Origin of the sequence: Comamonas sp. MYb396 (genome assembly GCF_037479555.1) — a bacterium.
GTDB lineage: Bacteria > Pseudomonadota > Gammaproteobacteria > Burkholderiales > Burkholderiaceae_C > Comamonas.
This window is the reverse complement of sequence record NZ_JBBGYU010000003.1, coordinates 263287-277037: the sequence shown is the minus strand read 5'-3', so window position 1 is coordinate 277037 and position 13751 is coordinate 263287. Positions and strand designations below refer to the sequence as shown.

The window sequence follows — 13751 nt, the reverse complement described above, 5'->3', positions numbered from 1 at the left end:
AAGAGATGACATTTTCCACCCGCCGCCACCTGCTGGCCTGTGCCACGGCGCTGGCTATCAGCCCCCTGGCCTTTGCGCAGGGCGACTACCCGTCCAAGCCGATCACCTTTGTCGTGCCCTTTGCGGCCGGCAGCGCCACCGACCAGCTGGCGCGTGCGCTGGGCCAGGCGGTGACCGAGCAGACGCGCCAGCCGGTGATCGTCGAGAACAAGGCCGGCGCCAGCGGCATGATTGCAGCGCAGGCGGTGGCCAAGGCCCCGGCCGATGGCTACACGGTGCTGATCACCACCAACACCACGCATGCGGCCAATATCCACCTCTACCGCAAGCTGTCCTATGACCCGGTCAAGGACTTCACCCCCATCACCGGTCTGGGCAAGGGCGGCCAGGTGCTGGTGGTGCCGGCCAATGCGCCCCACCAGTCGGTGGGCGATCTGCTCGCCTACGCCAAGGCCAACCCGGGCAAGCTCAGCTTTGGCAGCGGCAGCTCGTCAAGCCGCGTGGCGGGCGAGATGCTCAAGCAGCTGGCCCATGTGGACATCCTGCATGTGCCCTACAAGAGCAACCCGCTGGCCATCACCGACCTGCTGGGCGGCCAGATCAACCTGATGATCACCGACGTCTCCACCGGTGTGCCGCAGATCAAGGCGGGCAAGCTGCGCGCGCTGGGCTATTCCACGCAAAAGCGCAGCGCCCAGCTGCCCGATGTGCCCACCATTGCCGAGGCCGGTGTGAAGGGCTATGACATGGGCTACTGGTTTGCCGCCTACGCCCCTGCCAATGTGCCCGCTGCCGTCAGCGCCAAGCTCAACCAGCTGCTGGGCCAGGCCGTCGGCAGTTCCGCTGCCAAGTCCTTCTTCGAAATGTCGGGCTCCGACCCCTGGACGACGAGCCAGACCGAGCTGGCGCAGTTCCAGGCGGCCGAGACCACCAAGTGGGGACAGGTGATCAAGGCGGCGGGTATTACGCCGGAATAAAGCGCTGCTTAAAGGATCCAGCGTTTGGGCAGCATGCGCTTGATCTCCGCCTTAGCCAGGTCGATGAAGGGCTTGAGCACCAGGGTGGAAGCATGACGGTTGGAGAGCACCATCGAGTACTCGCAGGGGACAGCGGGCTCGAACAGCACAAACTTCACATCGGGCCCGTGGTAGCTGCAGGCCGTCAGCGGATCGATGATCGCCAGGCCGGCGCCGGCCTCGACCAGCTTGATGGCGGCGTACGAGATCTGGGTCTCGATGTTCACGCGGCGCTGCACGCGGTTGACGAGGAACAGGCTGTCGAGCTTGGTGCGGGTTTCCATCATCGTGGGTAGCGACACCAGGGGCTCGTCAACAAAGTCGATCGGTGACAGGCTGCTTCTGCGCGCCAGCTTGTGGCCGGCGGGCACGGCGACGACCAGCTTGCCGATCACCAAGGTCTCCAGGCCCTTGAAGCGGGTGTGGTCGGGCGAGAGCATCACAAAGCCGATATCGCAGCGCTCGGCCTGCACCATGTCCAGTGCGGCCGGCGAGGCCTGCATGTGCAAGGTGACCAGCGTTTCGGGGAACTGGGCGCTGAACTTGGCAATGGCGCTGGGCAGGAACGAGGTCGCCATCGCCGGCGCGGCCGTCACCTCCAGCCGCTGCAGACGCCGAAAGCGCACGTTCTCGGAGATGTTGCGGATACGCTCGATGCCCATCAGCGCCTGGTGCACGTCTTCGAGCAGCAAGGTCGCGGCCGACGTCGGCTGCAGCCGGCTTTTGACGCGCTCGAACAGCGGCATGCCGATGCGCGCCTCGAATTCGGCAATCAGCCGTGTCACCACCGGCTGGGTCACCTCCAGCGACTGGGCCGCTGCGGTCACCGAGCGGCGCAGCATCAGCGCCCGAAAGGCTTCGAGATGGCGCAGTGTGATCTTCTTATCCATGTTGTAAAGACATGAGTTAATGGCCTAATGCAATCGAATAGTCTACAAAATTACTAATTTTGTAGTTATTTCAATGGTTTATCGATTGAGAAATTTCCATCCCATAAAGGCATTGAAGCAGGAATTCACCGATTCAATTTTGCCTGCAGATGCCTATCATTGGCTACCAGACAGATTGAATTCCACTTGGTTCCACGCTACTTTCTGGAGGTAATTTCGATGACCGTATCCCGTCTGGCTCTCTCTCTGGCCGCTGCCTTTGCTGCCACCGCTGGCATTGCCCATGCTGAAGACATCTATGTCGGTGGCTATGGCGGCTCAACCGAGACCGCCTTCAAGCAAAAGATCATTCCCGCCTATGAGAAGCTGACCGGCAACAAGGTCATCTACGTGCCTGGCAACTCCACCGACACCCTGGCCAAGCTGCAGGCTGAAAAGAACAACCCCCAGTACGACGTGGCGCTGATGGACGACGGCCCGATGGAGCAGGCGGTGCAGTTCGGTTTCTGCGGCGATATCGAGGCCGCACCGGTCTACAACGACCTCTACCCCATGGCCAAGACGGCGGGCAACAAGTCGCTGAACCTGGGCGTCATCGCCACCGGCCTGTTCTACAACGAAGAAGCCTTCAAGAAGGCCGGCTGGGCCGCTCCCACGTCGTGGAATGACCTGAAAGACAAGAAATTCAAGAGCAAGACCGTGATCCCGCCGATCAACAACGGCTACGGTTTGCAGACCCTGCTGATGTTTGCTGAGATGAACGGCGGCGGCGCGAGCAATATCGACCCTGGTTTCCAGGCGCTGATCAAGGAAGTGGGCCCCAATGTGCTGGCCTGGGAGCCGTCGCCGGGCAAGATGACCGAGCTGTTCCAGAACGGCGATGCCGTCATCGGTGTCTGGGGCAGCGGCCGCGTCAAGGCGCTGGCCGATACCGGCTTTCCCGTGAAGTTCGTCTACCCCAAGGAAGGCGCGTTTGCGCTGTTCACCTCCGTCTGCCCCGTTGCCAAGAAGCAGCCCAAGGCTGGCGCGCAGAAGTTCGTGCAGTTCCTCTACACGCCCGAGTCGCAAACGGCGCTCGCCGAGACCCAGGCCTGGGGCCCCATGAACAGCAAGGTCAAGTTGGATGAGAAGGTCGCCAAGCAAGTGCCTTATGGCCCCGAGCAGATCGCCCAGTTGAAGACCGTGGACTACAAGATTGTCAACGTCAAGCGTTCCGAATGGACTAACCGCTGGAACCGCACGGTAGAACGTTAACCCGCCAGCCGCCCTACACAGGCCTGCCGCGCCGCCCCACGCGGGCCGCAGGCCCCGGAGTTTCACATGAGTTTTCTACGTATCGAGGGCCTCGCCAAGAGGTTCGGGGATTTTGTTGCCGTCAAGGACTTCCACCTGGATGTCCAGCGCGGTGAGTTCGTGTCGCTGCTGGGCCCTTCGGGCTGCGGCAAGACAACCACCTTGCAGATGATTGCCGGCTTTCTGGACCCCAGCCAGGGCCGCATTGTGCTGGACGGCAAGGACATCACCCAGCTGCGCCCCGAGCAGCGCGGCATGGGCGTGGTGTTCCAGAGCTATGCGCTCTTTCCCCACATGACGGTGGAGCAGAACATCTCCTTTGGTCTGGAGATGCGCAAGCTCAGCCGCGATGTCGTGCAGCAGCGGATTCAGGATGCGCTGGCGCTGGTGCGCCTGCATGGGCTCGGCGCCCGTTACCCGCGTGAACTCTCCGGTGGCCAGCGCCAGCGTGTGGCCATTGCCCGCGCCTTGGCGATCCAGCCCGAGGTGCTGCTGCTCGATGAACCCATGTCCAACCTGGACGCCAAGCTACGCCAGGAAATGCATGTCGAGATGCGCGCCATCCAACGCCAGCTGGGCATCACCACCATCTTGGTGACACACGACCAGGTCGAGGCGATGACGATGAGCGACCGCATTGCGGTGATGCACAACGGCCAGATCGCCCAGGTCGATTCGCCCCAGCAGATCTACGACAAGCCCAGCTGCGACTTTGCCTCGGTGTTCCTGGGCAAGACCAACCGCTTCGAAGGCCAGGCCCAAAGCCGCGAGACCGTGAAGATTGGCGACATGGTGCTGGGCGCGCCCAGCCCGGTGGCCAGCGGCCCGGTCGTGGTCTACCTGCGGCCCGAACGCATCGAGGTGGCCCCGGCCGGCCAGGGCGGCCTGCCCGGCACGATCAAGACCTTGCTGTTCCTGGGCAGCCAGTGGGTGGTCAATGTCAGCACTGCGTTGGGCGACATCCACATCAGCCTGCCCAATGCACGCCGCGCTGCGCTGCATGAGGGCGACGAGGTCACGCTGAACTGGGCCCCCGACGATGTGCGCGTGCTGACCCAGCAGGAGGCCAGCCGTGGATAGCAAGAACCGCTGGAAACCCTGGGCCATGTCCGGCCCCGGCCTGCTGGTCTTTGTGACCATGCTGCTGGCGCCGCTGGCCTTGACCGCCATCCTGTCGCTCAATGTCTTCAACGGCATGGAAGGCATCCAGAACGTCTACTCGCTGAAGAACTACCTGGAGATCTTCAGCGACAGCTACTACCTGGAGATCTTTGGCCGCACCGCCCTCATGTCGGCCATCGTCACCGTGCTCTGCGTGGTGCTGGGTGTGCCCGAGACCCTCATCATCTCCCGCATGCGCGGCCGCTGGCGCGGTGTGTTTCTGCTGATCATCCTGGCGCCCCTGCTGATCTCGGTGGTGGTGCGCACGCTGGGCTGGTCCATCCTGATGGGCAACAACGGCCTCATCAACAAGGGCCTGATGCTGTTCCACATCATCGATGAGCCGCTGCGCCTGGCCTTCACGATGACCGGCGTGACGATTGCCATGGTGCATGTGATGGTGCCCTTCATGGTGATCTCCGTCTGGGCCTCGCTGCAAAAGCTCGATCCCCAGGTCGAGAACGCCGGCCTGTCCCTGGGCGCCAGCCAGCGCACCGTGTTCCGCCGTGTCGTGCTGCCTCAGCTGCTGCCGGGCATCCTCTCGGGCAGCATCATCGTCTTCGCGCTGTCGGCATCGGCCTTTGCCACGCCGGCACTGCTGGGCGGGCGCCGCCTGAAGGTGGTGGCCACGGCCGCCTACGACGAGTTCCTCAACACCTTGAACTGGCCGCTGGGCGCTGCCATTGCCGTGGTGCTGCTGGTCGCCAATATCGTCATCATCGTGGGCTGCAATCGCTGGATCGAGCGCCGCTTCAAAGCTGTTTTCGAGGGTTGAGCCATGCAAAAAAACAGTCCTCTGGCGCTGGTCTTCCACGCGCTGTTCATCAGCTTCATCCTGGCGCCGCTGGTCGTGGTGGTGGCGGTGGCCTTTACCGACAAGGGCTTCATCTCCTTCCCCACCGATGGCCTGTCCTTGCGCTGGTTCCGCGCCATCCTCGATGCCACCGAGATCAAGTCGGCCTTCTGGTTCTCGGCCAAGCTGGGCCTGGCCTCGGCCTCGATTGCCATCGCGCTGGCGGTGCCGGCTGCGCTGGCCATCACCCGCTACCGCTTTGCCGGCCGCGAGGTGCTGATGGCCTTCTTCATGTCGCCGCTGATGATTCCCCACGTGGTGCTGGGCGCGGCCTTCCTGCGCTTTTTCAACATCGCCGGGCTGTCGGGTTCGTTCTTCTGGCTCATGTTCACCCATGTGATCTGCATCATGCCCTATGCCTTGCGCATGGTGCTGGCCGCAGCCACGGGCATGAACCGCGAGATCGAGCATGCCGGCCTGTCGCTGGGCGCATCGCGCAGCACCGTCTTCATGCGCATCACCGTGCCCATGCTGATGGCCGGTATCGCAGGCGGCTGGATGCTGTCCTTCATCCAGAGCTTTGATGAGCTGACGATGACGGTGTTTGTGGCCACCCCCGGCACGATGACCTTGCCGGTCGCCATGTACAACCACATCGCCCAGACCATCGACCCGCTGGTGACCTCGGTCTCCACCGTGCTGATCGTCGGCACCCTGGTGCTGATGGTCATCCTGGACAAGCTGGTCGGCCTGGAGAAGGTTTTGATTGGCAAAGGTTGAGAGCAAAAAATGAATAACAACACACATAGCAGCGATGTCATCGTGATCGGGGGAGGCTTGGTGGGCAGTTCCGTGGCTTACGGGCTGCTGCGCCAGGGTCTGTCGGTCACGGTCATCGACGGCGCGGACGACACGATTCGCCCCTCGCGCGGCAACTTCGGCCTGGTCTGGGTGCAGGGCAAGGGCTACGGCATGGCCGACTACGCCCGCTGGAGCTTTGGCTCGGCGCGCCAGTGGCCTGCGCTGCGCGATGAGCTGCAGGCGCAGACCGGCATCGACGTCGAGCTGATGCAGCCCGGCGGCCTGCATATCTGCCTGAGCGAGGAAGAGATGGCCCAGCGCCTGGCCAAGCTGCAGTGGCTGGAGTCCGAGGTGGGCGACCCCGCCTACCGCACCACGGTGCTCAGCCGCGATGAGGCCGCCCGGCAGCTGCCGGGCCTGGGCCCCGAGGTGGTGGGCGCCACCTACTCCACGATGGACGGCCACTGCAACCCCTTGAAGCTGCTGCGGGCGCTCTACAGTGCCAACATCGCCAAGGGCGCGCGCATCCACAACCGCATGCAGGTCGATGCGATCCGCAAGGAAGGCGGCATCTTCCACGTCAGCGCGGGCGAGCGCGCCTGGCAGGCGCCGCGCATCGTGATTGCCGCCGGCCATGCCACGCAACAGCTGTCGGCCATGGTGGGCATGTTTGTGCCGGTGCGGCCCAACAAGGGCCAGGTCTTCATCACCGAACGGGTTCAGCCCTTTTTGCCGCACCCCACCAACTATGTGCGCCAGACCGATGAGGGCACGGTGCAGATTGGCGACTCGATGGAGGAGCTGGGCTTTGACGACATGGTGCGCGTGCCGGTCAGCGCCAAGATCGCGGCGCGCGCGGTCAAGTGCTTCCCGGTGCTGGCCAACGCCCGCGTGGTGCGCACCTGGGCGGCGCTGCGGGTGATGTCGCCCGATGGCTTCCCCATGTACCAGGAGTCGGCCAGCCACCCCGGCGCCTTTGCGGTGACCTGCCACAGCGGCGTCACGCTGGCGGCCCAGCACGTCTTTTGCATCGCCCCCTGGGTGGCCACGGGCCTGCGGCCGGCCGCCATCGAGGCATTCCCCGCGACACGATTTACGCCGGAAACGGAAGTGAAACCCTATGGCATCTAAAGCCCTTTTCAAATACCTCCCTGGCCACCAGGCCGGGGCCGCTGGCACGGTGTCGGTGCTGGTCAACGGCGCGGTGGTACGCATGTCGCCCGCCAGCAGCCTGGCCGCTGGCCTGCTGGCAGCCGGCATCACCGCGGTGCGCGTCTCGCCCGTGGGCCAGGGCGCCCGCGCGCCTTACTGCATGATGGGCGTGTGCTTTGAGTGCATGGTCGACGTCAATGGCCGTCCCAACCAGCAGGCCTGCCTGATCACCCCCGAAGACGGCATGGAAGTGACCACCATGCAAGCGGCGCCCAGCCTGCTGGACGCGCAGGAGGCCAAGCATGTCTAAGCCCGCTATCCCTTTGAACGACGCGCCCGGCCAGCTGCGTGACCTGGTCGTGATTGGCGCAGGCCCGGCCGGCATGGCAGCGGCCCTGGCGGCCAAGCGGCGCGGCCTGGATGTGCTGCTGCTCGACGAGCAACCCCAGGTGGGCGGCCAGATCTACCGCAGCATCACCCAGACCGATGCCCAGCGCGAGCGCATTCTGGGCGCGGACTATGTCTACGGCAAATCGCTGGCCGAGCAGGTCCGCGCCAGTGGCCTGACCCACTGGGCCGGCGCTTCGGTCTGGCAGATCGACCCCGACAAGACCGTGCATGTGCTGCGCAATGACCGCACCACCCGCATCGAAACCAAGTCGCTGGTGATCGCCACCGGCGCGATGGAGCGGCCTTTCCCCGTGCCGGGCTGGACCCTGCCCGGTGTGATGACCGCCGGTGCTGGCCAGATTTTGCTCAAGAACGCCGCGGTGGTGCCACAGGTACCGGTGGTGCTGGCCGGCTGCGGCCCCTTGCTCTACCTGCTGGCGGCGCAGTACCTGCGCGCCGGTGTGGACATCCGCGCGGTGCTCGATACCTCGGCGGGTACCGACTGGCGCCTGGCGATCAGCCATGCCTCGTCGCTGCTGGCCGGCTGGGGCTATGTGCGCAAGGGCCTGGGCCTGCTGCGCGAGATCAAGTCGGCCGGTATTCCGTTTTTCAAGGATGTGGGTGGCTTGCGCATCGAGGGCGATGACGCCGTGCGCCAGGTGCGCTTTAGCAGCGCGGGCCGGGCCCAGCAGATCGACTGCGAGCTGGTGCTGCTGCACCAGGGCGTGGTGCCCAACACCCAGGTGTCCTGGTCCTTGCGGGCCGAGCACCATTGGGACGATGAACAGCTGTGCTGGGTGCCCGTGCTGGATAGCTGGGGCCAGACCAGCCTGCCGGGCATCTATATCGCCGGTGACGGCGCCGGCATTGGCGGCGCGCTGGTGGCCGAGATGCAAGGTGCCTTGGCCGGCATTGGCGTGGCCAACAGCCTGGGCTTTGGCGCGAGCGAAGACGGTGCCCAGCAGCGCGCCCAGATCGCGCAGCATCTGCGCATCCGCCCCTTCCTGAACCAGCAGTACCGGCCCAAGGACGAGTTCCGCATTCCGGCCGACGAGGTCGTGGTCTGCCGCTGCGAAGAGGTGACCGCAGGCGCGATCCGCGAGCAGGTGCAGCTGGGCTGCGTGGGCCCGAACCAGACCAAGTCCTTCAGCCGCTGCGGCATGGGGCCCTGCCAGGGCCGCCAATGCGGTTTGACGGTGACCGAGATCATCGCCAAGGAAGCCAATTTGCCGCCGCAGGAGGTGGGCTACTACCGCATCCGGCCGCCGCTCAAGTCGCTGTCGCTGGCCCAGCTGGCCGCGGGCGTGTGACATGGCCGGCATAGCCAGCCCGGCATCGGGCAGCAGCGATGTGCTGGTGATCGGGGGCGGGCTGCAAGGCCTGTCCAGCGCCTTCCAGCTGGCCAAGGCAGGCCTGCGCGTGCGCCTGATCGAGGCAGAGTACTGCGGCCGCCATGCCTCCGGCGTCAATGCCGGTGGCGTGCGCACCCTGGGCCGCCATGTGGCCGAGATTCCGCTGGCCTTGGCCGCGCGCGAGCAGCTCTGGCATGGCCTGGCCGACATCATCGGCAGCGACGGCGGTTTTGTGCCCTCGGGCCAACTGCAGGTGGCCGAGAACGAGGCCGATGAGATCAAGGCCAAGGCGCGCGTGGCCATGCTCAACGGCCTGGGTTTTTTCCATGAGCAATGGGTGGACCAGCAGCAGGTGCGCGAGTTGGTGCCCAGCATCTCGCCCCATGTGGTGGGAGGCATCTGGGCCGACCGCGATGGCTATGCGCTGCCCTACAAGGTGGCCACCGCCTACCGCCTGGCGGCCGAAAAGCTGGGCGTGCAGATCGTCGAGCAGGCGCCTGTGCTGCGGGTCGACCAGCAAAGCGGCATGTGGCAGGCCAGCACCGCGCAGGGCGCATTCCATGCGCCCTGGCTGGTCAACACCGCAGGCGCCTGGGCCGCCGATTTTGCCGCGCAGGTGGGCGACCCGGTGCCGATGGTGGCCGGCGGCCTGATGCTGATGGTGACCCAGCGCGTGGCGCCCTTTGTCAAACCGGTGCTGGGCGCGATGGGCCGGCCGCTGTCGTTCAAGCAGTTCGACAATGGCACGGTGGTGATTGGTGGCGGCCTGCGCTGCGAGGCCGATGCCAGCCAACGCCATGCGATGGTCGACCTCAACCGCATGCCCAAGAGCGCGCAGACCGTCATCGACCTGTTCCCGCATCTGCGCGATGTGAGCATTGCACGGGCCTGGACCGGTATCGAGGGCTTTATGCCTGACGAGATTCCGGTCATCAGCCCGAGTGCCAGTGCTGATAACCTCGTGCATGCCTTTGGCTTCTCTGCCCATGGCTTTGAGCTCAGTCCGATTACCGGCTGCATTGTGGCCGAGCTGGTGACCCAGGGCACCAGCAGCTTGCCGATTTCGGCGTTTCGTGTGGACCGCTTTGCTACTGCCTAGCTGCAGCGGTCGTATTTTTATCTCAGGGAGTAAATGATGAGCAACGACATCCAACGTATCGACAGCAATGAACGCCTCAGCCGCATCGTTGTGCACGGCGGCGTGGTCTATGTGGCCGGCGTCACCGCTGGCGACATCTCGGGCGACATTGGCGCCCAGACCCGCGACGTGCTGGCCAAGATCGACGGCTACTTGAAAACAGCCGGCACCAGCAAGGCGCGCCTGCTGACCGTGCAGATCTGGCTCAAGGACATCGACAAGGATTTTGCCGGCATGAACCAGGTCTGGGGCGAATGGGCCGACAAGGCCAATATGCCTACCCGAGCGACCTGTGAAGCCAAGCTGGCGCGCCCAGAGTTGCTGGTTGAAATCATTGTGAGCGCAGCCGTTTAAGCGTCTGCCACACAGCAAAATGCCAGCCCTCGGGCTGGCATTTTTTTGCTTAAAAGCAAAGCAGATCAGGGGATCAGCAAACCGCGCTGCACGGCCGGGCGTTGCAGCCAGTGGCTGAGCACACGGCTGACTTCGGGGTACTGGCCCCAGCCGATCAGGGCCTCGGCGTTGTAGCGCACGATCATGTTGCGGATCCAGGGGAAGATAGCGATATCGGCAATCGTGTAGGTATCACCGGCCACCCATTCCTTGCCTGCCAGGTGCTTGTTCAGGACGGTCAGCAGGCGCTTGGATTCGTCCACATAGCGGGTCAAGGGGCGCTTGTCCTCAAAATCCTTGCCGGCAAAGATATTGAAGAAACCGACCTGGCCAAACATCGGGCCGATGCCGCCCATCTGGAACATCAGCCACTGCAGGGTCTCGTAGCGCTTCACCGGGTCCTGCGGCAGGAACATGCCGGTCTTCTCGGCCAGGTAGACCATGATGGCGCCGGACTCGAACAGTGCAATCGCCTGGCCGCCGGGACCATTGGGGTCGATGATGGCCGGGATCTTGTTGTTCGGGAAGGTGCCGACAAACTCGGGCGAGGTCTGGTCATTGCTCTCGAAGCTGATCTTGTGCACTTCATAGGGCATGCCCAGCTCTTCGAGCAGGATGGAGACCTTGACGCCATTGGGTGTGGGCAGCGAATACAGCTGCAGCAGATCAGGCCGGGTGGCAGGCCATTTGCGGGTGATACTGAAATCGGCAAGGGTGCTCATGGGGATCTCTCCAAACAATAGGCAGGCGGCTTGCAGGTGTGCGCCTTGCCAGCAGCATAAAGCAGATTGGGCGCGGGCCTGTCGGCCTACTTCGCGTCCTGGGGCTTCACAAATTCGATACGCAGGCCCTCGGCCGTCACCTGGAAGGTGGCAGGCAGCTCGGCGGCCTTGTCCAGGCGCTCCAGGTCCTCCTGGCGCAAGGTGTGCACGACCACATCCTCCATCGCATGCTCGGCCGCGCGCGGCGCGTAGGCCTGCAGCATCACCTCCATCGCCTCGGGCAGGCCGGTCATCTGCAGCGACTGCACCTGCACCTGGGTGGCACGCAGGCTGTGGTCGGCTGGCGAGTAGCGCAGTGCAAAGTCCAGCACCATCGTGCCGTCCAGGCGGTGGGGCAGCACCTTGCCCGACATCTCGGCGCGCATCGTCGCCTGGATGCGGTTGGTCTCGGGCAGCAGCTGCAGGCTGGGCGCCTGCACATCGAGCTGCAAGAGGCCAAGCAGCGGATAGGAGCGGGGGAAGGACTTGGACACGATGGTCTGCAGTTCGGCGGCAGACAGGGTGTAGCTGGGTGGGGCAAGCAAGGAGCAGGCGGCCAGCATGCTGGCGGCAAACAGGCTGGAGGCCAAAAAAAGGCGGCGGCGCATAGGGGTTGGAAAGCGTATTGGCAGGGGGCGGGTGGATGCGCATCGTACCGATCAGACGGCGTTACGCGTGCTGGATTTTCCCACCCGCAGGGATCGCATTGTTGCGCAGCTTGCATAACATTGTGTGCTGCACGAACAATGTCAGCAAAAGATGGCCCATCTCCTTGTTTTATTGGGGTAAATGCCCACTTTTCACGGGCTGCGTGAGCGTGAGCAGATGTCATTTCGTGTGAGAATTCGCAGGCTTTCCGGCTGCGGACGATGGCGCGCGCTGGTGCGCGATGGTCCCGCTTCCCGGTTCGAAAGCGCTGCCTGCTGGCAGTGCTAGCCAAGATCCCAAGGACAGACATGAATTTCGCATTGAACAAGCGCGCCCTGGCGCTGGTGGGTGCCTCGCTCATTGGCGCAGCCCACGCCCAACACCTGACCATTGCGCTGGCTTCCGAGCCCACAGCGGCCGATCCCCACTACCACAAGATGACGACGAACGACTCGTTCTCGGCGCATGTCTATGACTCGCTGGTGGGCCGCACCGCCAGCATGGAGCTGGTGCCCTCGCTGGCCACCTCGTGGAAGAACCTGGACGACCTGACCTGGGAGTTCAAGCTGCGCAAGGATGTGAAGTTCTCCAACGGCGCGCCCTTCACCTCGCAGGACGTGCTGTTCACCATCTGCCGCACGTTGAACAACGAGACCAATGTCTCGCAGTCGTACATGGATACGACCAAGCTGATCACCGACGTGCAGACCCCCGATGACCTGACCGTCATCGTCAAGACCGCCGAGCCCGTGCCACTGATCCCGGCCGAGTTTGCGCGCAACCTGCCCATCATCTCCAGCAGCATCATCAAGCACGACAAGCTCAAGTTCGCGCCCAAGGAAGGCTGCGGCTACAAGGGCCCCTGGCCCACGGTGGCCGATTTCAACAGCGGCAAGATGGCCATTGGCACCGGCCCCTTCAAGCTCAAGTCCTATGTGAAGGGCAATGCCATCACCCTGGAGCGCAATGACGGCTACTGGGGCCCCAAGCCTGCATGGCAGACCGTCAAGATGGTGGCCGTGCCCAATGCCGGCCCGCGCCTGACCGGCCTGATGTCCGGTGACTACGACCTGATCGAGAACCCGGCCGCGCGCGACCTGGCCCGCATCAAGGAAGACAAGAAGCTGGCCTTTGTCGCCACGCCGTCCACCCGCCTGGTGTTCTTCCAGCCCGACATCGGCCGCGACAAGTCGCCCTTTGTGACTGCGCCCGACGGCAAGAACCCGCTGCAGGACCTGCGCGTGCGCAAGGCCATCAACATGGCGATCGACCGCAAGGCCATCGTGCAGCGCCTGATGGACGGCATGGCCACCCCCGCCTACCAGTACATGCCCGATGGCATGTTTGGCAGCGTGAAGGCCCCCGAGATCAAGTTCGACCCCGAAGGCGCCAAGAAGCTGCTGGCCGAAGCCGGCTACCCCAATGGCTTCGAGATGACCCTGTCGTCGACGAACGACCGCTACATGAACGATGCGCAGATCTCGCAGGCCGTCGCGCAGTACCTCACCCGCATCGGCATCAAGACCAAGGTCGATGCGATGACCGCCTCGATCTACTTCCCCAAGCGCGCCAAGCGTGAGTTCAGCTTCCCGATGGGTGGCTGGCCTTCGGAGAACGGCGAAGCCTCGGGCCTGTTCCAGCTGTGGGTGGCCAGCACCGATTCGCCCAAGGGCCTGGGCACCAGCAACTACGGCGCGTTCAGCAATGCCGATTTCGACAAGGTCTACATCCCGGCTGCCAAGACGGTGGACCCGGTCAAGCGCAAGGCCATGCTGGAGCAAGCCACGCAGATCGCTCTGGACAACGTGCCGCTGATCCCGCTGCACTTCGAGAGCAGCATCTGGGCCTTCAAGAAAGAGCTGAGCTACGAAGGCCGCCGCGACCAGTACACGCTGGCCACATCGGTCAAGCCCGCCAAGTAAGCCGCGCGCTTGCGGCAGCCGGGGCCTCGCACCCCGGCGTG

General features: G+C 64.1%; 14 protein-coding genes. 11 read left to right on the top strand and 3 right to left on the bottom strand.

The window, feature by feature from the left end; all coding sequences use genetic code 11:
- Nucleotides 1-5 precede the first annotated feature (5 nt).
- Nucleotides 6-977 carry a Bug family tripartite tricarboxylate transporter substrate binding protein gene (locus tag WH265_RS09085; RefSeq protein WP_339558037.1) on the top strand — a complete coding sequence of 324 codons (972 nt, stop codon included), beginning with the start codon at nt 6-8 and terminating at the stop codon, nt 975-977.
- A gap of 8 nt (nt 978-985) precedes the next feature.
- Here the strand turns inward: WH265_RS09085 and WH265_RS09080 are convergent, their stop codons facing one another.
- The gene (locus WH265_RS09080) at nt 986-1906 is read right to left on the bottom strand and encodes a LysR substrate-binding domain-containing protein (protein ID WP_339558036.1); all 921 of its coding nucleotides are present in this window, start codon (nt 1904-1906) and stop codon (nt 986-988) included.
- A gap of 219 nt (nt 1907-2125) precedes the next feature.
- Between WH265_RS09080 and WH265_RS09075 the strand changes: the two genes are divergently transcribed.
- The 9 genes from WH265_RS09075 (at nt 2126) to WH265_RS09035 (ending at nt 10340) form a co-directional block, all read left to right on the top strand.
- On the top strand, nt 2126-3160 hold the full coding sequence (locus WH265_RS09075) for an ABC transporter substrate-binding protein (RefSeq protein ID WP_312987975.1): 1035 nt from the start codon (nt 2126-2128) through the stop codon (nt 3158-3160).
- Between the two features lie 66 nt (nt 3161-3226).
- Nucleotides 3227-4279, top strand: a complete 1053-nt coding sequence (locus WH265_RS09070; protein ID WP_021028163.1) for an ABC transporter ATP-binding protein — start codon at nt 3227-3229, stop codon at nt 4277-4279.
- Between the two features lie 25 nt (nt 4280-4304).
- On the top strand, nt 4305-5135 hold the full coding sequence (locus WH265_RS09065; RefSeq protein WP_339558207.1) for an ABC transporter permease: 831 nt from the start codon (nt 4305-4307) through the stop codon (nt 5133-5135).
- A 3-nt stretch (nt 5136-5138) separates the two neighbouring features.
- Nucleotides 5139-5933: an ABC transporter permease gene (locus WH265_RS09060; RefSeq protein WP_339558035.1), complete on the top strand. Its 795-nt coding sequence runs from the start codon at nt 5139-5141 to the stop codon at nt 5931-5933.
- Nucleotides 5934-5942: 9 nt separating this feature from the next.
- Nucleotides 5943-7085 (top strand): NAD(P)/FAD-dependent oxidoreductase, encoded by a 1143-nt coding sequence (locus tag WH265_RS09055; RefSeq protein ID WP_339558034.1) that lies wholly within the window; start codon nt 5943-5945, stop codon nt 7083-7085.
- Nucleotides 7075-7416 (top strand): (2Fe-2S)-binding protein, encoded by a 342-nt coding sequence (locus tag WH265_RS09050; RefSeq protein ID WP_021028167.1) that lies wholly within the window; start codon nt 7075-7077, stop codon nt 7414-7416. Before WH265_RS09055 ends, WH265_RS09050 begins: the two co-directional genes overlap by 11 nt.
- Nucleotides 7409-8806: an FAD/NAD(P)-dependent oxidoreductase gene (locus tag WH265_RS09045; RefSeq protein ID WP_339558033.1), complete on the top strand. Its 1398-nt coding sequence runs from the start codon at nt 7409-7411 to the stop codon at nt 8804-8806. The genes WH265_RS09050 and WH265_RS09045 overlap by 8 nt, the downstream gene beginning before the upstream one ends.
- A gap of 1 nt (nt 8807) precedes the next feature.
- Nucleotides 8808-9947 (top strand): NAD(P)/FAD-dependent oxidoreductase, encoded by a 1140-nt coding sequence (locus tag WH265_RS09040; RefSeq protein ID WP_339558032.1) that lies wholly within the window; start codon nt 8808-8810, stop codon nt 9945-9947.
- Nucleotides 9948-9983: 36 nt separating this feature from the next.
- Nucleotides 9984-10340, top strand: coding sequence for a RidA family protein (locus tag WH265_RS09035; RefSeq protein ID WP_027011185.1), 357 nt, complete (start codon nt 9984-9986; stop codon nt 10338-10340).
- Between the two features lie 65 nt (nt 10341-10405).
- Here the strand turns inward: WH265_RS09035 and WH265_RS09030 are convergent, their stop codons facing one another.
- Complete coding sequence (locus WH265_RS09030; RefSeq protein ID WP_116925501.1) at nt 10406-11101, bottom strand: glutathione binding-like protein; 696 nt, start codon at nt 11099-11101, stop codon at nt 10406-10408.
- A gap of 86 nt (nt 11102-11187) precedes the next feature.
- Nucleotides 11188-11748, bottom strand: coding sequence for a DUF1439 domain-containing protein (locus WH265_RS09025; protein ID WP_339558031.1), 561 nt, complete (start codon nt 11746-11748; stop codon nt 11188-11190).
- Nucleotides 11749-12096: 348 nt separating this feature from the next.
- On the opposite strand from WH265_RS09025, the gene WH265_RS09020 reads away from it, so the two are divergent.
- Nucleotides 12097-13710, top strand: a complete 1614-nt coding sequence (locus WH265_RS09020) for an ABC transporter substrate-binding protein (protein ID WP_339558030.1) — start codon at nt 12097-12099, stop codon at nt 13708-13710.
- Nucleotides 13711-13751 lie beyond the last annotated feature (41 nt).